The sequence below is a fragment of the Pseudomonas sp. WT-JTC genome, from assembly GCF_056711565.1.
Genome location: NZ_CM160042.1, coordinates 4082143 through 4108455, shown reverse-complemented (window position 1 = coordinate 4108455; position 26313 = coordinate 4082143). Strand labels below are relative to the sequence as shown.

29 protein-coding genes are annotated in these 26313 nt (G+C 61.6%); 15 read left to right on the top strand and 14 right to left on the bottom strand.

What is annotated here, in order from left to right:
• Positions 1 to 83 precede the first annotated feature (83 nt).
• Both AC06G5_RS18680 and AC06G5_RS18675 read right to left on the bottom strand, forming a co-directional pair.
• On the bottom strand, positions 84 to 1043 hold the full coding sequence (locus AC06G5_RS18680) for an HlyD family secretion protein (RefSeq protein ID WP_413427534.1): 960 nt from the start codon (positions 1041 to 1043) through the stop codon (positions 84 to 86).
• 3 nt (positions 1044 to 1046) lie between these two features.
• Positions 1047 to 1418 carry a DUF3302 domain-containing protein gene (locus AC06G5_RS18675; protein ID WP_057396672.1) on the bottom strand — a complete coding sequence of 124 codons (372 nt, stop codon included), beginning with the start codon at positions 1416 to 1418 and terminating at the stop codon, positions 1047 to 1049.
• A gap of 151 nt (positions 1419 to 1569) precedes the next feature.
• Between AC06G5_RS18675 and AC06G5_RS18670 the strand changes: the two genes are divergently transcribed.
• Both AC06G5_RS18670 and AC06G5_RS18665 read left to right on the top strand, forming a co-directional pair.
• Positions 1570 to 2232: a hypothetical protein gene (locus tag AC06G5_RS18670; protein WP_413704530.1), complete on the top strand. Its 663-nt coding sequence runs from the start codon at positions 1570 to 1572 to the stop codon at positions 2230 to 2232.
• A 77-nt stretch (positions 2233 to 2309) separates the two neighbouring features.
• Entirely contained in the window at positions 2310 to 3392 is a 1083-nt protein-coding gene (locus AC06G5_RS18665; RefSeq protein WP_480458001.1) for a sterol desaturase family protein, read from the top strand.
• A gap of 152 nt (positions 3393 to 3544) precedes the next feature.
• On the opposite strand, the gene mug is transcribed toward AC06G5_RS18665, so the two are convergent.
• Entirely contained in the window at positions 3545 to 4066 is a 522-nt protein-coding gene (gene mug, locus AC06G5_RS18660; protein ID WP_480457999.1) for a G/U mismatch-specific DNA glycosylase, read from the bottom strand.
• Positions 4059 to 4685: a TetR/AcrR family transcriptional regulator gene (locus AC06G5_RS18655; RefSeq protein WP_480457997.1), complete on the bottom strand. Its 627-nt coding sequence runs from the start codon at positions 4683 to 4685 to the stop codon at positions 4059 to 4061. The genes mug and AC06G5_RS18655 overlap by 8 nt, the downstream gene beginning before the upstream one ends.
• Positions 4686 to 4945: 260 nt before the next feature.
• On the opposite strand from AC06G5_RS18655, the gene AC06G5_RS18650 reads away from it, so the two are divergent.
• The 5 genes from AC06G5_RS18650 to AC06G5_RS18630 all read left to right on the top strand — a co-directional run bounded on the left by AC06G5_RS18650 (position 4946) and on the right by AC06G5_RS18630 (position 11048).
• On the top strand, positions 4946 to 6082 hold the full coding sequence (locus tag AC06G5_RS18650; RefSeq protein WP_480457995.1) for an HlyD family secretion protein: 1137 nt from the start codon (positions 4946 to 4948) through the stop codon (positions 6080 to 6082).
• Positions 6082 to 7578 carry a DHA2 family efflux MFS transporter permease subunit gene (locus tag AC06G5_RS18645; protein ID WP_480457993.1) on the top strand — a complete coding sequence of 499 codons (1497 nt, stop codon included), beginning with the start codon at positions 6082 to 6084 and terminating at the stop codon, positions 7576 to 7578. Before AC06G5_RS18650 ends, AC06G5_RS18645 begins: the two co-directional genes overlap by 1 nt.
• Before the next feature lie 19 nt (positions 7579 to 7597).
• Positions 7598 to 9076, top strand: a complete 1479-nt coding sequence (locus AC06G5_RS18640; protein WP_480457991.1) for an efflux transporter outer membrane subunit — start codon at positions 7598 to 7600, stop codon at positions 9074 to 9076.
• 24 nt (positions 9077 to 9100) lie between these two features.
• A complete protein-coding gene (locus AC06G5_RS18635; RefSeq protein ID WP_480457990.1) occupies positions 9101 to 10051 on the top strand; it encodes an aldo/keto reductase in 951 nt (316 codons plus the stop codon).
• A 64-nt stretch (positions 10052 to 10115) separates the two neighbouring features.
• Positions 10116 to 11048: a LysR family transcriptional regulator gene (locus tag AC06G5_RS18630; protein WP_480457989.1), complete on the top strand. Its 933-nt coding sequence runs from the start codon at positions 10116 to 10118 to the stop codon at positions 11046 to 11048.
• A gap of 56 nt (positions 11049 to 11104) precedes the next feature.
• On the opposite strand, the gene AC06G5_RS18625 is transcribed toward AC06G5_RS18630, so the two are convergent.
• Positions 11105 to 11377, bottom strand: coding sequence for a DUF2790 domain-containing protein (locus AC06G5_RS18625; protein ID WP_480457987.1), 273 nt, complete (start codon positions 11375 to 11377; stop codon positions 11105 to 11107).
• A 485-nt stretch (positions 11378 to 11862) separates the two neighbouring features.
• Here AC06G5_RS18625 and AC06G5_RS18620 point away from each other — a divergent pair, with 485 nt between their 5' ends.
• From AC06G5_RS18620 to AC06G5_RS18610, 3 genes are all read left to right on the top strand, one after another.
• The gene (locus tag AC06G5_RS18620) at positions 11863 to 13227 is read left to right on the top strand and encodes an OprD family porin (protein WP_413427545.1); all 1365 of its coding nucleotides are present in this window, start codon (positions 11863 to 11865) and stop codon (positions 13225 to 13227) included.
• A gap of 80 nt (positions 13228 to 13307) precedes the next feature.
• Positions 13308 to 13844: a molybdopterin-dependent oxidoreductase gene (locus tag AC06G5_RS18615; protein WP_413427546.1), complete on the top strand. Its 537-nt coding sequence runs from the start codon at positions 13308 to 13310 to the stop codon at positions 13842 to 13844.
• 33 nt (positions 13845 to 13877) lie between these two features.
• A complete protein-coding gene (locus AC06G5_RS18610) occupies positions 13878 to 14174 on the top strand; it encodes a hypothetical protein (protein WP_480457986.1) in 297 nt (98 codons plus the stop codon).
• Positions 14175 to 14186: 12 nt separating this feature from the next.
• Here the strand turns inward: AC06G5_RS18610 and AC06G5_RS18605 are convergent, their stop codons facing one another.
• Positions 14187 to 14945: a DUF899 domain-containing protein gene (locus AC06G5_RS18605; protein WP_480457985.1), complete on the bottom strand. Its 759-nt coding sequence runs from the start codon at positions 14943 to 14945 to the stop codon at positions 14187 to 14189.
• Between the two features lie 84 nt (positions 14946 to 15029).
• Between AC06G5_RS18605 and AC06G5_RS18600 the strand changes: the two genes are divergently transcribed.
• Together AC06G5_RS18600 and AC06G5_RS18595 are read left to right on the top strand one after the other, a co-directional pair.
• Complete coding sequence (locus AC06G5_RS18600; protein WP_480457982.1) at positions 15030 to 16250, top strand: helix-turn-helix domain-containing protein; 1221 nt, start codon at positions 15030 to 15032, stop codon at positions 16248 to 16250.
• 35 nt (positions 16251 to 16285) lie between these two features.
• Positions 16286 to 16918 (top strand): Vgb family protein, encoded by a 633-nt coding sequence (locus AC06G5_RS18595; RefSeq protein WP_480457980.1) that lies wholly within the window; start codon positions 16286 to 16288, stop codon positions 16916 to 16918.
• Positions 16919 to 17220: 302 nt separating this feature from the next.
• Here the strand turns inward: AC06G5_RS18595 and AC06G5_RS18590 are convergent, their stop codons facing one another.
• Together AC06G5_RS18590 and AC06G5_RS18585 are read right to left on the bottom strand one after the other, a co-directional pair.
• Positions 17221 to 17622, bottom strand: a complete 402-nt coding sequence (locus AC06G5_RS18590) for a GFA family protein (protein ID WP_413427551.1) — start codon at positions 17620 to 17622, stop codon at positions 17221 to 17223.
• Positions 17623 to 18007: 385 nt separating this feature from the next.
• On the bottom strand, positions 18008 to 18868 hold the full coding sequence (locus tag AC06G5_RS18585; RefSeq protein WP_480457978.1) for a CAP domain-containing protein: 861 nt from the start codon (positions 18866 to 18868) through the stop codon (positions 18008 to 18010).
• Between the two features lie 183 nt (positions 18869 to 19051).
• Between AC06G5_RS18585 and AC06G5_RS18580 the strand changes: the two genes are divergently transcribed.
• Positions 19052 to 19411 carry a hypothetical protein gene (locus AC06G5_RS18580; protein ID WP_413427553.1) on the top strand — a complete coding sequence of 120 codons (360 nt, stop codon included), beginning with the start codon at positions 19052 to 19054 and terminating at the stop codon, positions 19409 to 19411.
• On the opposite strand, the gene AC06G5_RS18575 is transcribed toward AC06G5_RS18580, so the two are convergent.
• From AC06G5_RS18575 to AC06G5_RS18565, 3 genes are all read right to left on the bottom strand, one after another.
• Positions 19408 to 20073, bottom strand: a complete 666-nt coding sequence (locus AC06G5_RS18575; RefSeq protein ID WP_480457976.1) for a helix-turn-helix transcriptional regulator — start codon at positions 20071 to 20073, stop codon at positions 19408 to 19410. The genes AC06G5_RS18580 and AC06G5_RS18575 overlap by 4 nt on opposite strands.
• A gap of 19 nt (positions 20074 to 20092) precedes the next feature.
• The gene (locus AC06G5_RS18570; protein ID WP_413704546.1) at positions 20093 to 20734 is read right to left on the bottom strand and encodes a hypothetical protein; all 642 of its coding nucleotides are present in this window, start codon (positions 20732 to 20734) and stop codon (positions 20093 to 20095) included.
• Between the two features lie 134 nt (positions 20735 to 20868).
• A complete protein-coding gene (locus AC06G5_RS18565) occupies positions 20869 to 21657 on the bottom strand; it encodes an alpha/beta hydrolase (RefSeq protein WP_413704547.1) in 789 nt (262 codons plus the stop codon).
• 129 nt (positions 21658 to 21786) lie between these two features.
• Here AC06G5_RS18565 and AC06G5_RS18560 point away from each other — a divergent pair, with 129 nt between their 5' ends.
• Positions 21787 to 22731 carry an aldo/keto reductase gene (locus AC06G5_RS18560; RefSeq protein ID WP_480457973.1) on the top strand — a complete coding sequence of 315 codons (945 nt, stop codon included), beginning with the start codon at positions 21787 to 21789 and terminating at the stop codon, positions 22729 to 22731.
• 123 nt (positions 22732 to 22854) lie between these two features.
• A complete protein-coding gene (locus AC06G5_RS18555) occupies positions 22855 to 23508 on the top strand; it encodes a peroxiredoxin (RefSeq protein ID WP_413427561.1) in 654 nt (217 codons plus the stop codon).
• A gap of 127 nt (positions 23509 to 23635) precedes the next feature.
• Here AC06G5_RS18555 and yghX read toward each other — a convergent pair whose 3' ends face one another.
• The 3 genes from yghX to glcF all read right to left on the bottom strand — a co-directional run bounded on the left by yghX (position 23636) and on the right by glcF (position 26313).
• A complete protein-coding gene (yghX, locus tag AC06G5_RS18550; RefSeq protein ID WP_413427562.1) occupies positions 23636 to 24523 on the bottom strand; it encodes a YghX family hydrolase in 888 nt (295 codons plus the stop codon).
• Positions 24524 to 24674: 151 nt separating this feature from the next.
• Positions 24675 to 25076 carry a heme-binding protein gene (locus tag AC06G5_RS18545; protein WP_085717966.1) on the bottom strand — a complete coding sequence of 134 codons (402 nt, stop codon included), beginning with the start codon at positions 25074 to 25076 and terminating at the stop codon, positions 24675 to 24677.
• Between the two features lie 19 nt (positions 25077 to 25095).
• Entirely contained in the window at positions 25096 to 26313 is a 1218-nt protein-coding gene (gene glcF / locus AC06G5_RS18540) for a glycolate oxidase subunit GlcF (RefSeq protein ID WP_413428651.1), read from the bottom strand.

Sequence of the window (26313 nt, the reverse complement as noted above, 5' to 3'; positions counted from 1 at the left end):
GCGAGCTAGCTCGCTCCTACAACTACCCAGTCGCCGGCAATTGACCCAATTCAAGGATTGAGCCAGTTGCCGTTGCTACCGGGTCAGTGGAACGGAAAGATGTAGTTCATCCATGCAGCCATGCGCAGAAGGATCTTGCGCATCATCGCGATGTGATGGAAATGCTGGCTGTACAACGCCGCCTGGCCGTAGGACCCGCCGGGCATCTGTTTGCTGTACTGGGCATAGTCGGGGTCGGTGATTTCAATGATCACCGGGACCCGGCCGGCCGGTGGTGAACCGGTGAAGCCGATCAGCGTGCCCGAAGGTTGAACCTGGCCTTCGGCGATGACCGAAACGACGGTTTTGACCTTGCCTTCGAACACTCTCCCGGGAATGCCGTCAAAGGCGACTTCGGCCTCGTCGCCCTCGGTCAGGCGCAACAGGCTGTTCTGGCGCATCCACGCGGCGAAGTAATGCCCTTCGTCAGGAATGAAGACCATCGAGGGGCGCAGCGGCAACTTGGTCGCCATCATGCCCGGACGCAGCGAAACATGGGTGACGAAGCCTTTGCTCGGCGCACGGACCGTGGTGTTGTCGAGCTCGTACTGCGCGTTGTCCAGTTGGGCCTTCAGGTCATCACTGCGAGAGACCACAATGTCCAGTTCCCGTTGGGTACTGAAATTACGCTTGATCAGCTCGGTGATCCGGGCGCGATCGGCCTGGGCGGCAATCAGTTGCGCCTTGAGGGATCTGACCCGGTACTCGAAAGGCGCGGGATCGATGCTGAACAGCACATCGCCTTTTTCCAGGGGCTGGTTGGATTTCACCGGCACGTCGATCACCTGGCCACTGACCACGGGTATGACCGGAACCGATACGAAATAGGTACGCGCCACCTCGGAGTAGGGGTGGTTGTAGTTCATGGTGAAAATCAGCGCGCCAATGATCACGATCCCCCCCAGTACCGCTGTGGGCACCGTCCATTTGTTCAGGGGGATGCGGAAGATCTTGAAGATGGCAACGCAGAGTGCGGCATACGTCAGAATGAGTAAAAGATCCATGGCTCAGAGGCCCTCGCCGTGATTGTCCGTTGGCAGCCTGGTCTGTGCCGTGCCCGTCGCCGCCTCGAGGCGCTCGATCCGCCCTTGCAGTTCGGCGACCTGTTGTTCGAGGTGAACCACATGGCTTTTTGCCGAGTGTCCGTCACTGAAACCCCAGCCCCGGTCCTCTCGATAGGCCATCGCCCAGATCCACAGGAATGGCCAGAGCGCATGCAGGGTAAACAGGCTGACCCAGCCGGTGGCGTGGATCGCATCCTGGTGCGGGTGGTTGCGGTGAACGGAAATTTCATAGGGGATGTCATGGAGCACGATGATCCCGTAGAACAAGACGAGCCCGACAAATATCAGTATGCCCAGTGCGAAGTAATCAAGCATGAATCACTCCTTTTACAGCAGGTGACGTGTCCGCATGAGTGTAGCCGTTCAATCTACACTTGACGGGAACGCGGATATCCCGTTCGAACAACCGGTGCCTGGCCGAAGCGTCGACCGATATCGTGCCGGCAGATCCTGGCGAGGTGAATTCATGCAAACCAATGGTCAATTCGAAAGGGCGCCTGTACTTGACCCTGTCGAGCGCATTACCGAGGTGATCTTCGGCCTGCTGATGGCCATGACGTTCACCGGCACCATCAGCGTGTCCACGGCAGACCAGGCGGCCGAACGCACGATGATGCTTGCCGCACTCGGCTGCAATCTCGCCTGGGGACTGGCCGATGCGGTCATGTACCTGTTGCGCGCACTGGTCGAGCGCACGCGCCGGATCAAGCTGTACCTCGACCTGCGCAATGGCACGGACGCCGCGGCCGGTCAGGCGCTCGTTGCGCAAGTGTTGCCGTTGCAATTCGCCACGGCGGCCGGCAGCGAGGGCCTGGAATTGTTGCGTCGTCGGCTGCTTGAGCAACCCCCCTTGCCGACCAGGGCCGGCCTCGGCTGGAACGACTTCAAGGGTGCGCTCGGGGTTTTCCTGTTGGTGGTGTGCTCGACATTTCCGCTGGTGGTGCCGTTCATATTGCTCGACCAGACGGCACTCGCCATCCGCCTGTCCAACCTGATCGGACTCGTGGTGCTGTTCATTGCAGGCTGGATGCTCGCCAGATACGCCGGCGCCACGCAATGGCAGGGTGGGGTGATCATGGCCGCCACGGGGGCGGTGCTGATCCTTGCAATCATTGCGCTGGGTGGATAACCACTGGGGATAATTCAACACACTAAAGACTCGTTCTCATTTACACTTGCCCTTCCATTTACGTCGGGCAGCCTGGTATGGATGTTCTTGCCACTATCCATCTTCATTTACTCAAGTGGGTGATCGAACCGGTCACCGGGCAGTTCCTGGGCATTTTCGACTTCAACGGTCGGCTCGGTCTATCCTTTCTCTGCATGTCTTACGGCATCGCTTATGGCCTGTTTCGCTGGCGCAAATCCCGGGGTTTGACCGACGCGCGCTCATTCGGGCAGTTCATTGGCGGCTGCCGGGTGTACCTGCATCGCTCGGCGCTGCTCGACTACCGCTACTACTTTGTTCTGGCCATCCTCAAGGTTGTCCTGGTGCTGCCCATCGTCGGCCTGGTCGATCCCTACGTCTTGCGTTCAGCGGACTACATCGCGTTCTTCAACAACCTGTGGGGCGCGCGTACGCAAGTGGAGGAGAACCTGGCGCTGACCCTGCTCTATGGGCTGGGCGTTTTTCTGGTCAAGGATTTCAGTCATTACTGGGGCCATCGCGCTTTTCATTCGCGCTATCTGTGGGCCTTCCACAAAGTCCATCATTCGGCGCCCGTGCTGGTGCCGGCGACGGCCAGCCGCGTGCACTTTCTGGAAGAAGTGGTGGAAAAGCTCACCGACATCGTCTGTGTAAGCGCGTTTGCCGGTGTCTTCTGGTACGCCTGCGGCGGGGAGATCAGCCGCTATACGCTATTTGGCGTGACCTACATGGTGTTCATCTTCAATAGCCTGGCGGCGAACCTGCGCCACAGCCACGTGTGGTTTTCCTTCGGGCCGGTGCTTGAACGGGTGCTGAGCAGCCCGGCGCAACACCAGATTCATCACAGTGATGCACCGCGACACTTCAACAAGAACTTCGGCATCAATCTGTCACTGTGGGACTGGATGTTCGGCACGCTCTACGTCACGCAGTCCAGACCCGAGTCCATTCACTTCGGCACCGGTGAGCAGGATCACGAGCGTTACCTGACGATGCGGGGGTTGATCGTCACGCCGTTTGTGGACATCGCCCGCAAATTCTTCCCGGCAAAACGCCCGAAAGTACAACCTGAAAGACGATCTGATCCGTATTTTTCAAGGCAATCTGCCTCTGTAACGGATACAGCTGCCAGCCCACAATAAGTCTTCGGTACGCCGTTGGGGCCGCGCAAGACGCCCCTGTACCGCCAATTCACAGTGTGGGAGGCCATATGGCCAAGATGACGATTTTTCTCGGCGGTTTCCTGGTGTTGACCATCCTGATCGGTGTGCTGGCGACGATTCCACCGGGGTGATTATCCCCGCCGGTTTTCGTCGACGGCCAGGCGCAGTTCGCGGTACGCCGTGACCAGATGCTCGAGGCTGAACCCACGATTTCTCCCACTGGGGTTGGGCAGGACCCAGACCGACGCATTGCCGAAGGTTTTCGGTTGCAGGCCCCAGGCAATGTCCCGCTGACCGGACAGCGCGCAATAGGCCGCCTTGCCCAGAAACGCCACGAAACGCGGTGCATGGCGTGCGATTTTCTGTTCGAAGCCGGCGGCGGCGACGCTGAACTCGTGCAACGACAACTGATCCGCGCTGGCTGTCGGCCGTTCGACCACCGCGGTCAAGCCGCATTGGTACCTCAAGATCGTCCGATCGTTTTCCGGCCGCACTTGCTCGGGGGTAAACCCGGCGAGATGCAGCGTGCGCCAGAAGCGATTGCCGCGCCCCGCAAAATGGTGCCCCTGGGCGGCGGCAGTCATTCCGGGGTTGATGCCGCAGAAGATCACGGCCAACTGCCCGGCGAGGATATCTTCGAGTTTTTCACTCACCGCAGATCACTCTGATCGCCTGGCGTGCCAGCCTCGTCAGCTCGGCTCGGGATTTACCGGCCCGGGCACGTATCGAAATGCTGTGCAGCAGGGACGAGGCCAGCACGGCAAGGGCCGCCGGATCGGCATCGCCTTTCAACTCGCCAGCATTTTTCGCCGCTTGCAGGCGAACTTCCAGATCGGCATCCAGCCGGCTCAACCGGTCGGACAGCACCTCGCGAATTTCCGCGTCCTCGACGGCTTCGGTGGTTGCCGTGCCGATGGCGAAGCAGCCACGGGGCTGACCGTCGCCGGAGAAGTAAATCGATAACTGCCCCTCATAGAAACGCTGCAAGGCCTCGGCCAACGGCAGCTCCAGGTCCGTCAGCGCCTCGTGCATGGACGCCGCGGCAAACTCCCAATATTGCTCCAGCGCTTTGATATAGAGCGCGTGCTTGTCGCCGAATGCCGCATAGAGGCTGGGGCGATTCATGCCGGCGGCGGTGGCGATGCTATCGAGCGACGCGCCGGAATAGCCAGTGTTCCAGAACACACCGAGTGCTTGCTGCAACGCTGTCTGCGGGTCGTATGCCCGAGGGCGGCCACGGCCTTTGCCCTCTGTCGATTTATTTTGTGCCATGTCGTACAAAATCCTTGTGGGAAGGTGGGGTGAGGGATATTCTTACACCATCGCACAAAATTAAGGAATCAGAAATTCCTTGATCCAGGGTTTGTTGTAGCCGAGCGCGAACTGAGTGTTGCGGCGACGAAACCGACGCGGTGGGAGCGATCCTCCTGGCCGCGCACGGGCTTGCTTGTTTCCAGCATTTATTGACTTCCGGGCCGTCGGCGCTTGCTGCCGACGCCTGCCCGATTACCCGGCTAAAGGCGTACTCGACCATGACCAAAGCGTTCGATATCCCGGCTTCACAGACCTTCGGGCAGCCTGGCCCCAACCCGGCCGACGCACCCACCAGAAAACCGCTGAAACAGACCTTGCGTCCCTGGCTGATGGTGGGCGTTCCCGTTCTCTTCGCGGCGCTGGGCTATGCCCATTACGTGTCGGGACAGGCTTATGTTTCAACCGATAACGCTTACGCCCGGGTGGCGAAGGCATCGATCAATGCGCGGATCTCCGGGCAAGTGGTGGACATCGCCGTCGAGGACAATCAGCAGGTCCACAAGGGTCAGGTGCTGTTCCGGATCGACCCGAAACCGTTCCAGATCGCCGTCGACCGCGCACAGGCACAACTGAGCGTGGCGCGGCTGCGTATCGACGGGCTCAAGGCCAGCTATCACCAGCAACAGGCGGAACTGCAATCGGCGAAAGAGTCGGCCGACTTCGACCAAAAGGATTTTGCCCGCAAGAAAGCACTGGTCGCGTCCGAGTTCGTTTCGAAATCGATTTACGAACGTGCCGACACCGACGTGAAAGTGGCGCGGCAACGGATCGCGTCCATCGAACAACAGATCGCCAGCACCGTGGTGGCCTTGAACGGCAATCCGGACATCGATGCCGATAGCCACCCGACGGTTCGCGAGGCCAGGGCGCAGCTCGACGAGGCGCAGTTGTACCTCTCGTACACCACGGTGTATGCGCCGCAGGATGGCACCGTGGCCAAGGTCGACGACCTGCAGGTGGGCAACTACGTGAACAACGGCGCTCCGGCCTTTGCCTTGTTGTCCGGTCACGAGGTCTGGATCGAGGCGAACTTCCGCGAAACCGACGTGACCCACATGCGCCCGGGCCAGGAAGCCACCATCCGTATCGATACCTACCCGGATCGCGTGTTCAAGGCCCACGTCACCAGCATGAGCCCGGGGGCCGGGTCGGACTTCGCGCTGCTGCCACCGGAGAATGCCACCGGTAACTGGGTCAAGGTGACGCAGCGGGTGCCGGTACGGCTTGAACTCGACGAAGTGGACCCGGCGCTGCCGCTGTTCTCCGGGACCAGCGCCACGGTGAAGATCGACACCCGGTTTCGCAGCCCGTGGTGGCATCCGCTCAAGGCATTGCTGACCGCAGGTAACTTCTGATGAACGCCCAACCGATGGTAAACCCCGGTGGGGAGGGTGCGCGTTCGCTCAGGTTCGCCGCCTTGCTGGCGACCTATATGCAGTCGGCCAACCTGCCGCTGCCGAACTCGGCACTCAGGTTGATTCAGGGCAGCCTGTCGATGAGCGATGATCAGGCAGGGGGGATTTTCACTTCGTACCTGGCTGCCAGTGCGATCAGCATGCCGCTCGCGCAGTGGCTGGCCGCACGCTTTGGCTTGAAGCGGGTGTATCAGGCTGCGCTGGCGTTGTTCGTCCTTGGCTTGTTGCTCGCCACGACCGCGACGACGCCGCTGGAATTCGTGGGGGCGCGCATCATTCAAGGCATTGCCAGTGGCGTACTGGCGCCGCTGTCGATGGCGATTGCCACGCAAACCCTGGCGCAGGACAAGCGGGCAAAATTTGCCGCAAGCTGGACCGCCATCGTGCTGTTCGGCATCGTCAGCGGCCCGAGTATCGGTGGCTGGATCGCCGAGCATTTCGGCTGGCGGCCGATGTTCTACCTCAGCGTGCCACTGTCGGCGTTCATCTTCCTGGTGGCGGCGCTGTTGTTGACCGAGAAGAAGGCCGAGAAACCTCCGGCGTTCGATTTCTTCGGTTTCGGCACCTTCACCCTTGGCATGATCAGCCTGCAAATGCTGCTCGACCGGGGTGAGCGGCTGGACTGGTTCGCCGCGCCCGAAATCTGGCTGGAAGCCGTGGCGTCGGCACTGGGGGTCTACCTGTTCGTGGTGCATGTGCTGACCTCGAACGTGCATTTCCTCAACAAGCGCCTGCTCAAGGACCGCAACTTCGTGTTGTCGACGGTGATCTTTTTCGCCCTCGGTTTTGTGCTGTTGTCGACCATGGCCCTGACCTCGCCGATGCTGGACGAAATTCTCGGCTACCCGCCTGACACCACCGGCGCCCTGACGATTCCCCGTGGCATCGGGCTGGTGGGTGCCTTTGTGCTGATGGGGCGGCTGCCCGAGCGTTTCGACCGGCGCCTCTTCGTGGCGGCCGGTGTCGCCATGGTGATTTATGCCAACTGGCTGATGCTCGGTTATTCGCCGCTGATGGACGAGTGGCCCGTGGCTGTCGCCGGTGCGATCCAGGGCGCGGGCCTGGGCATCCTGATGCCGGCGGTGAGCAAGGTCGCGTTCAGTACGCTCGACCCCACGCTGCGCCCCGAAGGCACCGGTCTGTTCAATCTGGCCCGTGTCTATGGCAGCACGCTGGGGGTGGCAATCGTGCAGCTGTTCTTCTTCAACAACACCCAGGCGATGCACATGGCGCTGGCCAGCAACCTGACGCCATACCGCGCCGCAGCCCATTCGCTGACTTCGGCGCCGTTGCAGGTGCTGGGCGGGCTCAACGAAATGATCACTGGCCAGGCCGCGTTCATCGCCGTGATCGACCAGTTCAAGATCCTGATGGTGGTGATGCTGGTGGTGAGCCCGCTGGTGTTGTTTCTTCGCAAGCCGGTTGCGGCCAATTAGTTTTCGTGGAGTTTGCCAAATGAAATCCTGTGCGCTGGTCCTCAACCGCTACTGGATACAAACGAAGCTCGCGGTGTTGTCGGTGCTGGTATTGCTGACGGCCTGCACCGTTGGCCCGGACTATGAAACACCGGCGGCAAGTACGTCGCAGCACTATGACCGGCAAGCCGAGCAGCGTCTGGCCCAGGGTGCCGATCCACGGATCGACCTCGGCAGGACGGTCAGCGGCGATTGGTGGTCTGCCTTTCGCTCGCCGAAGCTCGACCACGTGGTTCGTCGCGCCATCGACGGCAACCTGGATCTGGTGGCGGCCGATGCCACGATCCGACAAGCCGCTTCTTCTGTTGCGGCGGCGCAGGGCGCGCTTTATCCGCAGGTCGATTTCGGCGCCGTGGCCGGCCGTCAACGGGTGCACAACGCCAAGGAGCCTTCCGTCTCCAATTTCTACGCGATAGGACCGCGGGTAGGGTTCGACCTCGATGTGTTCGGCGGCAACCAGCGTCTGGTTGAGCAAGAGCAGGCGTTTACCGACCTGCAAAAACACCGGTACGAAGCGGCCTACCTGACCCTGACCGGCAACGTCGCCAGCCAGGCGTTGCTGGTGGCCTCCGCCAACGCGCAGATCCAGGCCGTGGAAAAGCTGCTGGCCAATGACACGAGGAACCTTGAGCTGGTGCGCATGGCCCACCTCAATGGCAGCACCACGCAGATCGATGTATCGCTGGCCGAGACGCGGCTGGCGCAGGACCGCACGTTGTTGCCGCCCCTCGCTCAACAGCGTGATGCGGCACGCCACGCGCTGTCGATTCTGACGGGCAAGGGGCCGGCGGACTGGGTCGCTCCCGACTTCGACCTGAGCGAGTTTGTCCTGCCGTCGAACATGCCGGTGAGCCTGCCCTCGGAAATGGCCCACGACCGGCCGGATGTGCTGCAAGCCGAAGCTCAACTGCACATGGCCAGCGCGGCGGTGGGCGTGGCGACGGCGAACCTCTATCCCCACGTCACGCTGTCGGCGTCCCTGGCGCAGGCGGCTTCCGGCAATGGTGGTGCGGCACTCTGGGGGTTCGCTGCCGGGCTGGCCGGGCCGCTCTTCGATGGCGGAACGCTCAAGGCGCAACGGCAGGCGGCCGTCGACGGTTACAAGGCGACGCTCGCCGGTTACCAGCAGACGGTCATCACCTCGTTCGGGCAGGTCGCCGACACCTTGCAGGCGATCAGCCATGACGCCGAGGAAAACCTGGCCCAGGCCGATGCCTTGCAAGCGGCCGAAACCAGTTTGCAGTTGAACCAGCAAGCCTTTGCCCAGGGCGAAAACAGCATTCTCCAGGTCCTCGAAGCGGAGCGTGCCTATGAACAGGCGCTGCTGGGACAGATTCGCGTGAAAACCGCGCAGTACCTCGACTCCGTGCAGTTGTTCATTGCCCTGGGCGGCAATTCGGTCGGTGCCTTCGAGCAACGCGTTGCTTCTGGCGACGGACAGAAACCTTCGTATCAATAATGGCTGCGGCCTGGAGTAAACCACATGACCTATGAAGCCTTTCACGACGGACTGCGCGATACCGGGTTTGCGCTAAACCATGGGGCGGTCGAGATGCCGGCGGTTGGATTCGGTACCTTGTTCCGCGATCTCGCCACCACGACCGAAGCGGTGAAGGAAGCGCTGGCCGCCGGTTTCCGCCATTTCGATTGTGCCGAGCGTTATCGCAATGAAGCGCAGGTTGGCGTAGCACTGAAGGAAGTGCAGGAGGCCGGCAAAGTCCGGCGCGAAGAGCTGTTCATCACCACCAAACTGTGGAACACCAACCATCGTCCCGAGCGCGTCGAGCCCGCGTTCGAAGCCAGTTGCCAACGCCTGCAAGTGGACTACATCGACTGCTACCTGATCCACACGCCGTTTGCCTTTCAACCCGGCGACAACCAGGACCCGAGGGACGGGCAGGGCAACGTCATTTACGACAACGGCGTGACATTGATCGAGACGTGGCGGGCGCTTGAGCGGCTGGTGGATGAGGGGCGGGCGAGGTCCATCGGCCTGTCCGATATCACACTGGAGGCGCTGAAGGCGATTGTCGCCGTCGCCCGGATAAAACCCGCCGTGGTGCAGGTCGAGTCCCACCCTTATCTGCCGGAGTGGGAGTTGCTTGAGTTCTGCAAGGAGCACGGAATTATCGTGCTGGCGTTTGCGCCACTGGGGCATGGCATGGAGCCGAATGTGCTGCAGGACCCGGTGATCACCGGCATCGCCCGACGCCTGCAGAAAACGCCGGCCCAAGTGGCTCTGGCCTGGTCGGTACAACGCGGGGTGGCGTTCCTGACCACCTCGGCAACGCCGAGCCATATCCGGGAAAATATCGATATCTCGACCTTGCCGCACAGGGCCATGGTCGAGATTCAACAAGACATCACAACCCGTATACGCTTCAATTCGGTGGTTGAAACCGGTGTCCCCGGGTTCATTCCGCGCAAGCCGTAGTGCCTGACGCCGGGGCGGTCCGTCACCGGGCCGTCCTGTTTGCCTATCCCTTGAGGTGAAAACGATGGATGTTTTCCAGACCCTGCGGTGTTTCGTGGCGGTAGCCCAAAGCGGCAGCTTCACCGCAGCGGCCGCGATGCTGGACACCACCACGACCAACGTTTCCAAAGCCGTTTCCAGCCTGGAAGCCAGGCTGCAGACGCGGCTGATCAACCGGACTACCAGACGCCTGGCATTGACCGAAGCCGGTGTGCGCTATTTGCAGCGCTGCGAGCGGATTCTGCAGGACATGCGCGAGGCCGACGAAGAGGCGGGCACGGCTCAGGTCAAGCCCGCAGGCCGGCTGAAAATCCATGCCATGTCGGCCATTGGCAACCATTACGTGATCGGCGCCATTGCCCGCTACCGGGAAACCTATCCTTCGGTGCTGTTTGACCTGACCGTGACCAATCGGCTGCCGGATCTGCTGGAGGAAGGCTATGACATGTCGATTGTGCTGGCGCGGGACCTGCCCGATTCCGGGTTTGTCGCCCAGCGGCTGGGTATCACCTACAGCATCCTCTGCGCTTCGCCGGCGTACCTGAGCGAACGCGGGATTCCCAGGTCGCCGAGTGAACTCGACGGCCATGATTGCCTGCGCATCGTCAACACGGTCATGCCGGCCGAGAACTGGGTATTTGAAGGCCCGCTTGGGGCGGAAACGTTCAGCACACCCGTGTCTCCCTTTCACGTCAACACGGCCGACGCCATGACATTCGCGATCAAGAACGGGATGGGGATTGGCATTCAGCCGATTGCTTCGGCCGTCGAGGGCCTGCGGGCGGGGACGTTGGTGCGCGTATTGCCGGGGTATCGGCTTGAGGAGTTGAACCTGTTTGCGATCTACCCGTCACGCAAGTTCGTGGATGCAAAAATAAAAACCTGGGTGGAATTCCTGAAGCATTCCATTCCGGGGTTGCTGGCGTCGGATGAAAAAATTGTCGGTGCATCTGTTTAGCGATGTGGCTGACGCTGTACGCATGGAGTGTCGACCCTCCATCGTCCATACAGTGTTCAACCGTTCGAGCATCCGCTGCCCATCACTTGGTACTCAATCGTGCGGCGTTGACCTTGGGAATCTTCATAGATCATGCGTGCCGGAACCGGTGCACATTCATTGGCGATCTCCGAGACCTCGATGACGCGCTTGATATCAAGCTTCGTATCATAGGTATAGGTTTCAACCGGTGATTGGCCGGTGGCGGCAGTCGAATGGCTGTCGTCTGCAAAGGCCTGGGCACCGGCGGCGCCAAGCGCGACAAAGAGTGCGACGTTCAACAGTTTCATGATGTTCACCTCGTGGTTGAAGCGTTGTCCTGCAAGGGGGCTTTTACCTTGTGAGCAGGTTGCTTATGACTGGGTCTACTCACTTGGGTAGAGCCGATATTAGGCGTTTGGCGGGGGCGCAAATATCGGTCGGCGGGATAAACACTGTTGCCGGATTGCTGATGAATCGAGGGGGATTCGTTGAGCCGATCAGCCAGTCAAAATGTGCAGCAGGCTGGATCGCACGCGCCATTCGGCGGCAAATCCCGTCTGTGAAATTTATTGACTTAAAAGTCAGCTTCTAGAAAGATGCAGGCCGCCAGACCTGTTTCGATATTTTCCGAGCCTCAATCACGTATCACTGACAGCGCTTGCAGACCTGCAGGCCCTGAATTTCGCCAATCGCTATATACAAAAATATATAGCGATTGGCGAAAACGCCAGGTCGCGAGGGATCAGGACCCTGGACACCAAAAAAACAAGAGACCCGCACTGGAGTAAACACAATGAAGCTGCAACCCCTGGCCCTGGCCATCACCCTGGGTGGTTTGACCCACCAGGCCATCGCCGCCGGTTTTATCGATGACAGCAAGGCCTCGCTGAGCCTGCGCAATTTCTATTTCAATTCGGACAACCGGGAAAGCCAGGGCAACGTGGGCAATGCCGCCTACAGCAGCCAGGCCAGGGAGTGGGGGCAGGGGCTGCAACTCAATGTGATCTCCGGATTCACCCAGGGCACCGTCGGCTTTGGTCTGGACGCCATCGCCATGACGGGGCTGAAACTGGACAGTGGCGGTCGTGCGGGCAAGGCCGGTATCGACCGCACGCCAGGCGCGCTGTTTCCCACGGACAGCGACGGCCACGCGGTCGATGAGTATTCCAAGGGCGGCGTGACCGGCAAAGTGCGCATTTCCAAGACCGAAGCCCGCCTGGGCACCCTGCAACCCAAGATGCCAGTGATCAATTTCAACGACGGTCGCCTGTTGCCGCAAACCTTCGAAGGCGGGCAGATCACTTCGAGCGAGATCGACGGCCTGACCCTCACCGCCGGCCAACTGCAAAGCACCAAGACCCGCAGCTCCACCGACGATATCGATCTGCGCATCGGCGGCGCGACGCGTCCTGCCGGTACCCCGGCCAGCACCGCGCTGGCCGATTCGGACAGCTTCGTCTTCGCTGGCGGCGACTACAAAATCACCAAGGACCTGACGGCCCAGTACTACTACGGCAGTCTCGAAGATTTCTATAAACAGCATTTCCTCGGCCTGATCCACACCCTGGCCATCGGCCCCGGCGCGCTGAAGACCGACCTGCGCTATTTCCACAGCAGCGCCGATGGCAAGAACGGCAACGCGGCCGGACGTGCCCAAGGCTACAAAAGCAGCGGCTTCTGGAGAGCGGGTGACACGCACGCCGGTGAGGTGGACAACGACACCTGGAGCGCCCTGTTCACCTACAGCCTGAGTGGCCATGCATTCAGCGCGGGCTATCAGCAAGTGTCCGGCGACAGCGCGTTCCCGTTCGTCAACCAGGGGGATGGCGCCACCGCTTACCTGATCACCGACCGGCAGATCGGCAAGTTCCTCAGTGCCGGCGAGCGCACCTGGCTGGCCGAGTACGGGTATGACTTCGTCGCACTTGGCGTGCCGGGGCTCAAGACCGTGGTCACTTATCTCAGCGGCGACAATATCGATTCCGCCGCCGGTGATCGCAAAGAATGGGAACGCGATCTGCGGATCGACTACGCGCTGCAAAGCGGTCCACTCAAGGGGGTGGGCATTTCCTGGCGCAACGCCAGCTTGCGTGGCAATGCCAGCAGCGACCTGGATGAAAACCGCCTGATCCTCAGCTACAGCCTGCCGCTGCTTTAAGCACGGCGGACCGGTCTTTGGCTGCCAGTGCGCAGCCCGGGACCCCAGGGTGATTGGTCAACCACGACAGGAGCATCGCCATGCGTTCAATTTTTTCGACTGTGCAAAGTCTTGTTCGCTCCAGCGCAAAACCCGTGTTGTTGCCAGGCGTAGCCATCGATGTGGCCGAGCAGACGCTGGAGGTGGTCGGGCAGGTGCAGAACCCGCTGTGCCTGAGCGTGGCCGACCTGCAAGCCATGCCAGGTTATGACTGGGTGAGACTGACCAGCAATACCTGCGAGGGCAATCCGCCAAAAGCACAGAAAAAGGGCTATCGCGGGGTGTTGCTGCGTGAAATTGTCCTGAAGGCCGGGTTGCAGAGCGACGATCCCAAAGGCTGGAAACGCGCCTATGTAGTGGCGCGCGCCAGTGACGGTTATGTCGCGTTGTTCAGTTGGAACGAACTGATCAATACCGACGTGGGCGATGCGGTACTGGTGGTGTACCGACAACACGCGTACGCGGCTGACGGCGAGCCAGGCGAGCACCTTTCATTGGTCTCGGGAAGCGATCGTCATTCCGGGGCTCGTCAGGTGAAGTGGCTGCGCAGTATTGAACTGTGCAGCATTTTTGGCTGACTCATCCACGACGCCGTACCGAGGGAAATGCCGATGCCAGTCTTCCATTCACTTGGTCATGATCGACAGCCCTCGGTCGAGCAGGTGTTGGCCGGCGAACAGTGGCCACCCGAATTCGAAGTGGCCCTGAGGGATTTGCTGGAGCAAATGGCCAGCGCCGGGCATGAAGTCACCCTGCATAACCTGGGCCGGTTCCTCGGCGACTTTGTGCCGCGATACACGCTTGATCGTGCCGAGGAATGGCAGGAATGGGCGACCCGGCGCTGGTTCGCGCAGACCAAGCCGGCGCTGGTGGACAAACTGGCGGATGTCTTCATCGGCAGCCAGTGACACCGTTGGCACTCACTTGTACTCATCATGCCGGCGCCACCAGGGCCCCGTTTCATTGCGCCCCCAGGGCGCGCGGTCGAGCCATTGGTACATGCCCCACAATCCGTCCAGGCCTCGGGCGTAGGTGGAATAGGTGTGATAAATCTCGCCGTCTTCCAACACAAAGGTGCTCAGCCCTGGCCTGTCGCGGGTGTAGGTCGGCGCGTCGGTGCCACAGGTCGCGGCGAACTGTTTCACCGGTTCCGGGACCTGGCTGGCGTCCATCGCATGCCCGCCGCGCTGATAGTTGTACTCGACCTGTCCTTCACGTTGCTGCGCTTCGGTGAAGTAAACGTTGAAGTCGGCGGTGAAGTCGCTGTCGGCGGCCGAGGTCCAGGGGAACGTCCAGCCCATTCGGCGCTTGTAGGCCTGCAGTTTCGCCAACGGCGCGCGGGATATCGCCATCAGTGTCACGTCGTGGTTCGCCAGGTGGATGACGAGGGGGTCGAAACCATCGGCGATGGCTGAGCAGGACGGGCAGCCGGCGGTGTAGTCGGGGCCGAACATGAAGTGGTAGACCAGCAGTTGCGAGCGCCCCTGGAAGAGCTCGGCCAGGGTTGCGCTGCCGCTGTCGGTATCGAAGCGGTACGCCTTGTCGAGGCGAACCCATGGCAATGCCTGGCGTTGCCTGGCCACTTCATCGCTGCGTCGGGTCAGGGCCTTTTCCGCTTCCAGCAATTGCAGGCGTGCTGCCAGCCATTGGTCCCGGGTCGCGGTTTTGTGCGTGTTCATCGTTGTACGCTCCTGGTGAAAGGTCGTGATTTAGACTAAACCCGGGTATCGAATGCGGGGAGTGACAAGCGTGGCGGGATTTCGATGGACTCGATGATCACGGCAGCCGCCCAGGCGCTGGCGGCGGGGAACCCGCTGGGCGCACTGGACCGCGTGGCATTGCGCGACGATGCGCCGGCATTGGCCCTGCGCGGTATCGCCATGGCCCAACTGGGCGATCTGGTGCGGGCCAGGGCGCTGGTCAAGCGTGCGCAACGGGCCTTTGCGCCCAGGGAAGTGCTGGCCCGGGCGCGATGCGTGGTGGCCGAGGCCGAAATCGCCCTGGCTTCGCGAGAACTCGGCTGGCCGGTCAAGGCGCTGGAAACGGCGCGGGTCTCCCTTGAACAGCACGGTGACCGGGTCAATGCCGCCCATGCGCGCTATCTGCAAATCCGCCGTTTGCTGTTGCTTGGCCAGCTCGATGAGGCGCAGCAGTTACTCGCCGAACTCGACCCCGGCCGATTGCCGCCGGCATTGCGTGCAACCCATGAACTGGTGTTGGCGGGTATTGCCATTCGACGCCTGCAATCGAACGCGGCACGGGACGCGTTGACGAGGGCCGGGCAGGCGGCCGCTCAAACGGGGATTGCCGCGCTGATGGCTGAGGTGGAACAGGCTGCGCGTCTGCTCAATGCACCCGCGGCACACCTGATTGCCCAGGGTGAAATACGGCCATTGTTGCTCGATGAAGTTGAAGCGTTGTTCGGTTCAACCTCTCTGGTCGTGGATGCCTGCCGGTACGTTGTGCGTGGCTGTGGCATGTCGGTGTCACTCGCTACGCGGCCGGTCCTGTTCATGTTGGCCCGCGCCCTGGCCGAGGCGTGGCCCGCCGACGTTGCGCGGGAAGTGCTGATCGCCCGGGCGTTCCGTTTGAAGCTCGCGGATGAATCCCATCGTGCCCGGCTGCGCGTGGAAATCGGCAGGCTGCGCCAGGCACTCAAGCCGTTGGCCGGCATCATCGCGACCGCGCGCGGTTATGCCCTGCAATCAGCGGTCTGTACGCAGGTGGTGACACTGGCACAACCGATCGAGGAGAAGTTTGCCGCGGTCGTTGCCTGCCTCGCCGATGGCGAGTCGTGGTCGAGTTCCGCCCTGGCATTGGCGCTGGGTACCAGCCAGCGCACAGTGCAACGGGCGCTCGATACGCTGGCGGCACAGGGCAAGGTGCAGTGGTTTGGCCGTGGTCGCGCACGGCGCTGGATGACGCCGCCCGTACCGGGATTCGCGACGACCTTGTTACTCCCGGCGCCGCTGCCCGGTGGCTAGGATGAACGCCACCAACCCCTATTGAGGAATGCCAGATGAAACCTGCAACTGCTGAAATCATTCGTGAGTATGGCCCGTTTGCCGATGTTGACCATGTGTGCGGCGTCACCTGGGATGGCGAAAAGGTCTGGTTCGCAAGCAACAACAAAATCAACGCCCTGGACCCGGAAAGCGGCCAGGTGCTGAGCACGATCGATGTCGCGGCCCATGCCGGCACCGCGTTCGATGGCGAGCATCTGTTCCAGATCGCCGAAGACCGCATCCACAAAATCGACCCTCGTACCGGCCGCATCCTCTCGACGATTCCTGCGCCCGGTGCAGGCGCCGATTCGGGGCTGACCTGGGCCGAAGGGACGTTGTGGGTGGGCCAGTACCGCGAACGCAAGATTCACCAGATCGACCCCGAGAACGGCAAGATCCTGCGCACCATCGAATCCAACCGTTTCGTCACCGGCGTGACCTGGGTGGACGGCGCGCTGTGGCACGGTACCTGGGAAGGCGATGAAAGCGAACTGCGCCGGATCGATCCGCGAACGGGCGAAGTGCTGCAGAGCCTGAAAATGCCCGAAGGCAAGGGCGTCTCGGGGCTTGAGTCCGATGGTGGCGAACGGTTGTTCTGCGGTGGCGGCGATAGCGGTCGGGTGAGGGTGGTGCGTCGGCCTTCATGAGCCAGCGATTGTCAGGTGCAACCTGTGTGGGAGCGGGCTTGCTCGCGAAGGCGGCGTGACAGGCGCCATGGATGTTGAATGTGCCGGCCACTTCGCGAGCAAGCCCGCTCCCACAGTGGATTTTCGGCGACCAGGAAAGATGAGTACGACTCGGTTCACTGTGTGGGAGCGGGCTTGCTCGCGAAGGCGGAGTGTCAGGCGCCATGGATGTTGAATGTGCCGGCCACTTCGCGAGCAAGCCCGCTCCCACAATGGATCTTCAGCGACCAGGAAAGATGGGTACGACTCGGCTCACCCACGGCTCAGTCGGTTTTGGGGTGCTGATCGTTGATGTCGTACCACCCCGCTTTCGAGCTGACACATACATGCTTTTGTTTGTGGATGCGTAGTGGCGTATCCAGCGTGCCGAGGGCAACTGAAACCCAATCGGAAAACGCTCCTGTCGAGTCAGTCCAGAACAGCGAAGATCCGCAGTGAGCACAGAACTGCCGCGTGACGCCCCTGGACGACTCATACGCCTGCAGCGAATCTGCGCCGGTCATGATCGATAGTGCCGAGGCGGGCGCGCTGGCATAGGTTGCAAACGCAGCTCCGTGGCCCTTGCGGCATTGGCTGCAATGGCAATGGGTGACGGCTTTCAGTTCGGTCGACAGGCCATATTTGATGGCGCCGCAGAGGCAGCTGCCTTGGTGAAACTCATCCATGTAAAGCCATCCTTGTATCCATAGTATTTTTCTGTCCTGCGCTGTTTTCTGCTGGTCGAAATCGGTCTAAAAGCCTGGTTGGCATTTGAGCCTGTTTTGCTATCCTCAAACCTGTAGGTGAAGACGCAGACTGATGCGCAAAAGGATAGCAAGGAGACGTGGGGCGCGTTCCGAAGGGTACACGGTTAGAAAGATCCCCGCGCTGGGATCCAGCCCTTATGCCGTGTGAAGCAGAAGAGTTCCATTACAGTTTCACGGCTCTTTTGTGGGAGGCCTGATAAACCTTGTAAGCCGGAGACCAGCACCGGCCACCTACTTACACTCACCCGCGAAGCCCGCCCAGTGCGGGCTTTTTAATGCCCGCTAGGTGGGCCTGGCCAGTGGCTCAAGGCGCGCCAAACAGCATCGTCCAGTAGACACCGTTGTCGCTGCGTGCGTTGGCGGCGTAAGCGGCACCGACCTGGGTGAACATCGGGTTCATCAGGTTGGCGCAGTGCCCGGGGCTGGCGAGCCAGCCGGCCATGGCCTTGCTCGGTGAACCTTGCCCGGCGGCGATGTTTTCACCGATCTGCCGGCCACGGTAGCCGGCGGCCTTGGCGCGGTCGTAGGGCATGTCGCCGTCGGGGTCCTGGTGGGCGAAATAGTTGCCGTAGGCCATGGCCTTGCTATGGCCCTGGGCGGCGGCGCCGAGGGAGGCGTTCCAGGACAACGGCCGCGCGGCGGCGAAGCGTTGGCGACCACACATGCGCGGCCTGGCCCGGGCTGCATTGACCTGTGCCAGCAACGCCTGGGCGGCACTGCGTGTGTCGCCGGTTTGCCCGTCGAGCACCGGCCTGGCGAGCACCACTTGCCACTCGCTCCCGGCGCGGCTGACGCCGATGTCGGCGTATTGGTTGTCGAGCAGCGCGGCGCAGTGCTCGTCCTGGAACATATCGAACGCCTCTTCGGCGTCCCGTGCACCCACCACGCGGATCGACCGCACCATGGTTGCCTGATAGCCGGAAGCCTTTAACCGGTCCCGCAACCCACCGCCATAGCCAACGGGCAAGGCCAGGTTCGACTTGAGCTTCAGAGGGGACAAACGTTGCGTCGGTCGCCGGTCGCAGCGTTGCGGGTGTGCGCGATAGTCGTTGATGGCGTCGACCAGTTGCCGCTGCCCATCGGCGTGGGCGGGGCTTGAAAAAACGGGGAGCAGGGAAAACAGGCACAGCGAAGAAAAGCGCAAGGCAACGACAGTGTGGCGCATGGACGGACAACTCTGATGAGATGACAACGAAGAAAGTGGGGAAAAGCGCTGGGCTATGACTGGCGCCTCTAAACAAGGTTCACGCCGCAGACGTGTCTATTTGAGGGCGAAGCCTTCAGTCCGACGAAGGGTGTCGGCGGGCCTGTATGATGGGACTTTTTCGCCCCGTACAAGGATCAATCCATGGGTTTGAGCAAACGCGATCAGGCGCATATCGAACGGCGTCTGGCCGCCACCCTGACCGAAGCGTGCGAGACGGCCAAAGCGGAAATCGTCGGGTTTCAGTGGCTGACCCATGTCGTCGACTACGCCCGGTATCCGGCCAGCCTCAAGGTGGTTTGGGTCTTCGATACGCAGGCCAACAGGGAGCAGGCGCTGGGCAAGGGGCAGGGCGAACGCATGGTCGAATTCACCGCCATGGCCTTGGGTGAGGCACACGTTCAGGTTGGTCCGGTGGCAGCCCATGTGTTGTTCGACTCGGAAGAAGCCTGCCAGCGGGATAACGCCGGAAACTGGCAGCAACGGCTGTCACGCCAGCGCTAGGCTGGCTGATCGGTATTGACTGAAGCAGCTTCTGTCGCGACGTCCGGGGTTTCGCTCGGTCGCAACCTGAAGCGACAGACGTGCCCGCCACGCACCATGCATTCGCTGTGCTCGACTTCACCGCCGCCCAACGCACCGATCAAGGCCAGGTCCAGTTCGCAGACCACCGGATGGGCAGCGGCCAGGCGGTGGAAGACGCAGTTATGCGCGACGATTTCCGGGGTGCCGGCCGAGCGAAAAAACACCTCGGCTTCGTAGCCCGCCTGGTTCATGTGCTGCACGATCCTGGCTTCATCCACGACCTGTTGTTCACGGTCCAGAGCCAGCTTGCGGCCCATGTTGCGCATCAGCGTGGTCAGGGCATCAGGCCCGATGATGCCCGCCACTTCATCGATCAATACGCTGGCCAGTAGCTGATAGTGGCGAGGGAACTGCTCCCGCGCGTGGTCGGTGAGCTGATACAACTGCTCCGGACGACGCCCCGTCGGACGGGTGTCGCCGCGCAGCACCAGGCCGTCACGCTCCAGCGCCGCCAGGTGTTGGCGGATCGCCGTGCGCGTGACGGCCAGATGTTCAGCCAGATCGTCAATGCTCATGCCGCCCGCATGGTGCAGCAGCGCATTGAGCAGGTCTTGCTGTGTTCGGCCCAGTCCTTCCAGCATGGGATGCCCTCGCGCGGTATCAGAACTTGTCCGGGAATTGCTTGACCAGCGCGCCAGTCAACGCGTCGGCCAAGGCCAGGATGTGCGTACGCATCATCGCCCAGGTACGGGCCTCGCCGGCGTAATCGTGCGCGGCAAACTCATCGATCTGGGCAACGTGGTGACCGCCATGGGCCGACAACATGTTGACCAGTGTGGCTTCAGGCAGATTGGGGTTGGCGGTGGCCAGGAAAACCGCAATCGCCTTGGCATTGCTGGTCAGTTCGGTGACGGCGGCCTGCTTGCCCTTGGAATCTTTGGCCACCGTGGCATCGCTGTAGTGTTTCACCGCCCCCCAATGGCCGGCAAGCAGCTTGAGCAATTGATCCGCCGCCGGTTGGCCGTAGAGCGGGGCGATGCTGTTGGCGATTTTGGTCGCGTTGTCGACGACCTGATCCGCCGCGACCTTGGCTTGCTTCTTGTCGGCGGATTGATTGGCCATCGCGTAGTTTCTGATCCAGAAAACGTGTTCGACCCAAAGGTCGCGCAGGGCCAGGCGCGTGGTCAGCGCGGGGCTGTCGGCAGCGGCGGGGGAGGCCGCGGGTGAGGCGGTGGGCGTCTGGCTCCAGACCGGTTGCGCACACAAAGCCAGCAGGAGCAAAGCCAGGGTTTTGATATTCATGACGGCACCCTCTGAGAGTGGGAACATTCGACAATATCAATATAGGCATAAAAATATGTTTTTATTAGTCTGCGGCAAAATCCCGGATCAACGGTCGTATTTCGTCATGGGAAAAGGCAGGTTGCGCTCAGGTATTACAGGCCTTCACGCAGACGTTTGAGGTAGTCGGGGCTTTCGCTGATCGAGTTATGTCCCGTCCCCGCAATGACCTGCAATGACGCCACACCAGGGGTGAAGTGACTCAACAGGCGCTCGGTGCTCGAGCGCGGAATCACCTCGTCATGCTCGGCCGCTATCAACACCGTCGGCACCGTGATGCGGGCGGCGTACTGCCAGGACTGGTATTTGTCCTTCAACAGCCAGCGCACCGGAAACCAGCGGAACTGACGGGTGGCGAGCTCTTCGAGGCTGTTGTAGGGCGTGATCAGCACCAGCCGTGCCACCGGGCGCTGGCTGGCCAGGCGCACGGCGACCCCGGAACCCAGGCTGCGTCCGACCACCGCCACATGCGGATGGGTGGCATGCACCTGGTCGAACAAGGCGAGGGCATCACGGGCGATAGCCTCTTCCGAAGGCGAGCCGGAACTCCCGCCATAGCCACGGTAATGCAGCAGGTACAGCGCATGGTCAGGGAACGCTTGCGTGAACCCGGGCAGGTTGCGCGAGACGTCTTCGGCATTGCCGCCGAAATAAATCAGCGCGTCGGGGCCCTCGTGAGGCCGAATGGTGACCAGCACCCGTGCGTCGGCGATCGGCAGTGTGAGCAGGGTAGCGGCTGTGCCAACGGCGCGCGGCTGCGGGTAATAAATCAGCGCCCGCTGAAACACGAACAGCGCCACGCATAGCGCCAAGTACAGCGCAGCGACGATGACGACGAGTAACACCAGGGTGCGCGACATTCGGCTAACGTTAGTGGGCGGCATTGACTGCTCGGGGTTCGAAAGTGGCTGGCGCCGCAAGGCTTTCTGAGTGTAGTCAATCGACCCTTGGCGCGGGTTATCCGGGTTGTCGGTGCAACATGTCTGATCCGGGCGACTGGTGAGAAGCGTTTTATGAGCCATCCTGTGGGTTACACCCGTAGAGAAATACTCACGCTGGCTGCCGGTGCTTCGGCGGTCTTCACGTTCGGTCCGGCGGGATCTCAACCCGTGCCGTCGACGGGAACAGGAGGCGAGACCATGCAGACCCGTGCCATTCCTTCCAGCAAAGAGTCCTTGCCGATCGTAGGATTGGGCACTTATCGCGGATTCGATGTGGAGCCTTCGCAACCGGCTTACAAAGACTTGCCCGCGGTGCTGGACGCGTTGTTCGACAAGGGTGGCAAGCTGATCGACAGTTCGCCGATGTACGGTCGCGCCGAACAGACGGTCGGCGAACTGCTGTCGATCCATGAGCCGCGCTCGCCGGCGTTCCTGGCCACCAAGGTGTGGACCCGGGGGCGCGAAGAAGGCATCGCGCAGATGGAACAATCCTTTGCCCTGTTGCAGACCGACCGGATTGACCTGATGCAGATCCACAACCTGCTGGACTGGCAGATTCACCTGCCGACCCTGCGCCACTGGAAGGAAGAAGGGCGCATTCGCTACATCGGCATCACCCATTACACGGCGTTGGCCTATGAAGAAGTGGAGGCGGTACTCAGGGCCGAGCCAGTGGACTTTTTACAGATCAACTACGCCCTGGATGATCGCGGTGCCGAGAAGCGCCTGCTGCCGTTGTGCCGTGAGCTTGGCGTGGCGGTGATCTGCAATCGGCCGTTCGGCGGTGGCGACTTGCTGGCCAGGCTGAAGGACAAGCCGCTGCCAGGCTGGGCGGCGCAAGTCGGGGTCAAGAGCTGGCCGCAACTGGCGCTGAAGTTCCTGCTGTCGCATTCGGCGGTGACGTGCGTGATTCCGGGCACCGGCAACCCGCGCTACATGGCGGAAAATGCCCGGGCCGGTTTCGGCCCGATGCTGACCGATGCCCAGCGTCAGCAACTGATTGCACTGGTGGGGTAGCGACTCTGCCAACGCAGCCCGGCGAGTCCCGGAACCTCTCCTATACTGTTTCGCGTCCATGCCGTTGAAAGCGTATTCGTTGCCCTGACGGCGTCCCTGTCCATCACTGCAAGGAGATCGAACATGGCTATCCGCATTGGCGATGAAGCACCGGATTTCACCGCCGAAACCACCGAAGGCACCCTCAACTTTCACCAATGGATCGGCGACGGGTGGGCCATCCTGTTTTCCCACCCCAAGGATTTCACCCCGGTGTGCACCACCGAACTGGGGTACCTGGCCAAACTCAAGCCGGAATTCGACAAGCGCAACACCAAGGTCGTCGGCCTCAGCGTCGACCCGGTCAGTGATCACCACCGCTGGGTCGGTGACATCGCCGAGACCCAGGGCAACGCGGTCAACTATCCACTGATCGGCGACGAAAACCTGGTGGTGGCCAAGCTCTACGACATGATCCATCCCAATGCCAGCGGCGGCGCGCGCACGGCGGTGGATAACGCCACGGTGCGTTCGGTGTTCATCGTCGGCCCGGACAAGAAGGTCAAGGCCATGCTGATCTACCCGATGAGCGCCGGGCGCAATTTCGATGAAGTGCTGCGCCTGCTCGATTCCCTGCAACTGAATGCCAAACACACCGTCGCCACGCCAGTGAACTGGCGGCCGGGTGAAGACGTGATCATCCCGACTTCGGTGTCTGACGAAGATGCGAAGAAGAAGTACCCGGATGGCTTCAAGACCCTGAAACCGTATCTGCGGACCGTGGCTCAGCCGAAGTAACTGCGCAGGTCTCAAGATCGCCTTCGCGAGCAAGCCCGCTCCCACATTGGATCTGCGTCGTACACAGAGCCAATGTGGGAGCGGGCTTGCTCGCGAAGAGGCCGGCCCTGCTGCCCTCAAATTCTGGTCAAACCAGATACTTTTTAAACCACCCCAACGTTCGTTCCCACGCCAGTTTCGCCGCCGCCTCGTCGAAGCGCGGCGTGGAGTCGTTGTGGAAACCGTGATTGCAGCCCGGGTAAATGTACGCCTCATAGGTCTTGCCCCCAGCCTTCAACGCTTTCTCAAAGGCCGGCCAGCCTTCGTTGATCCGCGTATCCAGTTCGCCGTAGTGCAGCATCAGCGGAGCCTTGATGCGGGGCACGTCCTCGGCCGCTGGCTGGCGACCATAAAACGACACTGCGGCACCCAATTCCGGATAGGCCACGGCAGCGGCGTTGGTCACGCCACCGCCGTAGCAGAATCCGGTGATGCCGACTTTTCCGCTGGCGGCAGGGTGTTTCATCATCCATTCGACGGCCGCGAAAAAGTCGTTCATCAGCTTTTCCGGGTCGACCGTGGCCTGAAGTTCTCGGCCCTTTTCGTCATTGCCCGGATAACCGCCGACCGAACTCAGGCCGTCTGGTGCAAGGGCGATGAAACCGGCCTTGGCCAGCCGCCGGGCGACATCTTCAATGTACGGGTTGAGCCCGCGGTTTTCGTGCACCACCACCACTGCCGGCACTTTGCCGGTGGCCTTGGCCGGACGCACCAGATAACCGCGAACCTGGCCGTGGCCCTTGGGCGACGGGTAGGTGATGTACTCGGCAACAATCTCCGGATCGGTGAACGAGATCTGTTCGGCCAGCGCATAGTTGGGGCTCAGCGCGGCGAGCAGGGCGCCGGCGGTCATGCCTGCAAAGGCAAATAGCGCCGCTCGATCAAGAAACTCCCGACGGTCGATCTTGCCGTGGGCGTAGTAGTCGTAGAGTTCCAGCAGTTCGGGGGCAAAGTCTTTCGCAGTTAGACGGGGCATTGCTGCAACTCCTCTCGGCTGGTTTAACACAGCCCCCTTGTGGGAGCGGGCTTGCTCGCGAAGGCGGTGTATCAGACACATGGATGTCAGATGTGCCACCGCTTTCGCGAGCAAGCCCGCTCCCACAGGGGTCCAGGATAAAGTCAAAATCTCATTTCAGGCTCTGCGCACCGGCCTTCGCAATTTGCGCATCCTGCTCAGGCTTGACGCCCGACACCCCGACAGCGCCAATCACCTGGCCATCGAAAACAATCGGCACGCCACCCTCGAGCGAAGTCAGCAAGGGTGCTGACAGAAAAGCGTAGCGCCCACCGTTGATCATGTCCTCATAGCTTTTCGATTCGCGCCGCCCGAGGGCCGAGGTACGGGCCTTTTCGGTAGCGATATAGGCGCTGCCCGGCGCGCAGCCGTCGAGGCGTTCGAGGGCCAGCGGGTGGCCGCCGTCATCGACTACCACGATGGTCACGGCCCATTGATTGGCCTGTGCTTCGGCGCGGGCGGCTTTGATGATCTGGCTGACTTCGGTCTGGCTCAGGACGGCTTTGCGGTTCATGGGCATCTCCGGGATTCGGTTAAGGCAGGGCAGCTTCGACCAGTTCGATCCAGTGCCGCACCGGGGTTCGGCCCGCGCCATCGAGGTGCGCCTGGCAGCCGATGTTGGCTGTGACAATGACCTCGGGATGGCCACTTTCCAGGGCGTTGAGCTTGTTGTCGCGCAGTTGCCGCGACAGTTCGGGCTGGGTCAGCGAGTAGGTGCCCGCCGAACCGCAGCACAGGTGCCCGTCGGGAACGGACGTCAGGTTGAAACCGAACCCGGTCAGCAGTGCTTCCACGGCACCGCCGAGTTTCTGCCCGTGCTGCAAGGTGCAGGGGCAATGGAAGGCCAGGCGTTGCGAGGCGTGGATGCCGAGTTGCTCCAGCGGTTCGTCGCGCAACACTTCCACCAGGTCCCGGGCCAGCGCACTGACCTTTTTTGCCTTGTCGGCATAGGCCGGGTCGCTGGCGAGCAGGTGGCCGTAATCCTTGATGAAGGCGCCGCAACCGCTGGCCGTCTGCACAATTGCTTCGGCACCTTTTTCGATGCTCGGCCACCACGCGTCGATGTTGCGCCGGGCGCGATCGAGGCCGGCGGCCTGGGCGTCCAGGTGATAGTCCACGGCACCGCAGCAACCGACTTCGCGGGTCGCGATGACGCTGATCCCCAACCGGTCCAGCACCCGCGCCGCCGCGGCATTGGTGTTGGGTGACAGGCTGGGCTGCACGCATCCTTCGAGCATCAGCACCTGACGCTCACGCACGGTCATGGGCCGCGGCTTGGCCGGGTAGACCCTGCGCGGCAACTTGCTTTGCAGGGGGCCGGGCAGCAGCGCACGGAATACCTGACCGCTATTGACCAGACTCTTGAACAGATCGGGATGCGGCACGGTCTGACGCAACCCCTCGCGCAACAGGCGCTGACCGAGCGGGCGCGGCACCGCCGCATCGACCACCGCCCGGCCGATGTCCAGCAGGTTGTGGTAATCGACGCCCGACGGGCAGGTGGTTTCGCAGTTGCGGCACGACAGGCAGCGGTCCAGGTGCTGTTGGGTCTTTTGCGTGACGTCGTTGCCTTCCAGCACTTGCTTGATCAGGTAGATGCGGCCCCGAGGTCCGTCCAGTTCATCGCCGAGCAATTGATAGGTCGGGCACGTGGCATTGCAGAACCCGCAGTGCACGCAGGTGCGCAGGATGCTTTCGGCTTCTGCGGCGCGGGGCAGATGGCTGGCGTTTTCACTCAAGGTCGTCTGCAT

Bases quoted from the DNA above. Each gene is read 5' to 3' on its own strand.
- glcF (WP_413428651.1), bottom strand. From the start codon at position 26,313: ATGCAGACGACCTTGAGTGAAAACGCCAGCCATCTGCCCCGCGCCGCA.
- AC06G5_RS18650 (WP_480457995.1), top strand. From the start codon at position 4,946: ATGACCAAAGCGTTCGATATCCCGGCTTCACAGACCTTCGGGCAGCCT.
- AC06G5_RS18605 (WP_480457985.1), bottom strand. From the start codon at position 14,945: ATGAACACGCACAAAACCGCGACCCGGGACCAATGGCTGGCAGCACGC.
- AC06G5_RS18655 (WP_480457997.1), bottom strand. From the start codon at position 4,685: ATGGCACAAAATAAATCGACAGAGGGCAAAGGCCGTGGCCGCCCTCGG.
- yghX (WP_413427562.1), bottom strand. From the start codon at position 24,523: ATGCCCCGTCTAACTGCGAAAGACTTTGCCCCCGAACTGCTGGAACTC.
- AC06G5_RS18545 (WP_085717966.1), bottom strand. From the start codon at position 25,076: ATGAACCGCAAAGCCGTCCTGAGCCAGACCGAAGTCAGCCAGATCATC.
- AC06G5_RS18560 (WP_480457973.1), top strand. From the start codon at position 21,787: ATGAGCCATCCTGTGGGTTACACCCGTAGAGAAATACTCACGCTGGCT.
- AC06G5_RS18640 (WP_480457991.1), top strand. From the start codon at position 7,598: ATGAAATCCTGTGCGCTGGTCCTCAACCGCTACTGGATACAAACGAAG.
- AC06G5_RS18585 (WP_480457978.1), bottom strand. From the start codon at position 18,868: ATGCGCCACACTGTCGTTGCCTTGCGCTTTTCTTCGCTGTGCCTGTTT.
- AC06G5_RS18575 (WP_480457976.1), bottom strand. From the start codon at position 20,073: ATGCTGGAAGGACTGGGCCGAACACAGCAAGACCTGCTCAATGCGCTG.
- AC06G5_RS18595 (WP_480457980.1), top strand. From the start codon at position 16,286: ATGAAACCTGCAACTGCTGAAATCATTCGTGAGTATGGCCCGTTTGCC.
- AC06G5_RS18635 (WP_480457990.1), top strand. From the start codon at position 9,101: ATGACCTATGAAGCCTTTCACGACGGACTGCGCGATACCGGGTTTGCG.
- AC06G5_RS18580 (WP_413427553.1), top strand. From the start codon at position 19,052: ATGGGTTTGAGCAAACGCGATCAGGCGCATATCGAACGGCGTCTGGCC.
- AC06G5_RS18670 (WP_413704530.1), top strand. From the start codon at position 1,570: ATGCAAACCAATGGTCAATTCGAAAGGGCGCCTGTACTTGACCCTGTC.
- AC06G5_RS18645 (WP_480457993.1), top strand. From the start codon at position 6,082: ATGAACGCCCAACCGATGGTAAACCCCGGTGGGGAGGGTGCGCGTTCG.
- AC06G5_RS18600 (WP_480457982.1), top strand. From the start codon at position 15,030: ATGGACTCGATGATCACGGCAGCCGCCCAGGCGCTGGCGGCGGGGAAC.
- AC06G5_RS18565 (WP_413704547.1), bottom strand. From the start codon at position 21,657: ATGCCGCCCACTAACGTTAGCCGAATGTCGCGCACCCTGGTGTTACTC.
- AC06G5_RS18620 (WP_413427545.1), top strand. From the start codon at position 11,863: ATGAAGCTGCAACCCCTGGCCCTGGCCATCACCCTGGGTGGTTTGACC.
- AC06G5_RS18680 (WP_413427534.1), bottom strand. From the start codon at position 1,043: ATGGATCTTTTACTCATTCTGACGTATGCCGCACTCTGCGTTGCCATC.
- AC06G5_RS18590 (WP_413427551.1), bottom strand. From the start codon at position 17,622: ATGGATGAGTTTCACCAAGGCAGCTGCCTCTGCGGCGCCATCAAATAT.
- AC06G5_RS18675 (WP_057396672.1), bottom strand. From the start codon at position 1,418: ATGCTTGATTACTTCGCACTGGGCATACTGATATTTGTCGGGCTCGTC.
- AC06G5_RS18555 (WP_413427561.1), top strand. From the start codon at position 22,855: ATGGCTATCCGCATTGGCGATGAAGCACCGGATTTCACCGCCGAAACC.
- AC06G5_RS18610 (WP_480457986.1), top strand. From the start codon at position 13,878: ATGCCAGTCTTCCATTCACTTGGTCATGATCGACAGCCCTCGGTCGAG.
- AC06G5_RS18630 (WP_480457989.1), top strand. From the start codon at position 10,116: ATGGATGTTTTCCAGACCCTGCGGTGTTTCGTGGCGGTAGCCCAAAGC.
- AC06G5_RS18665 (WP_480458001.1), top strand. From the start codon at position 2,310: ATGGATGTTCTTGCCACTATCCATCTTCATTTACTCAAGTGGGTGATC.
- AC06G5_RS18570 (WP_413704546.1), bottom strand. From the start codon at position 20,734: ATGAATATCAAAACCCTGGCTTTGCTCCTGCTGGCTTTGTGTGCGCAA.
- AC06G5_RS18615 (WP_413427546.1), top strand. From the start codon at position 13,308: ATGCGTTCAATTTTTTCGACTGTGCAAAGTCTTGTTCGCTCCAGCGCA.
- AC06G5_RS18625 (WP_480457987.1), bottom strand. From the start codon at position 11,377: ATGAAACTGTTGAACGTCGCACTCTTTGTCGCGCTTGGCGCCGCCGGT.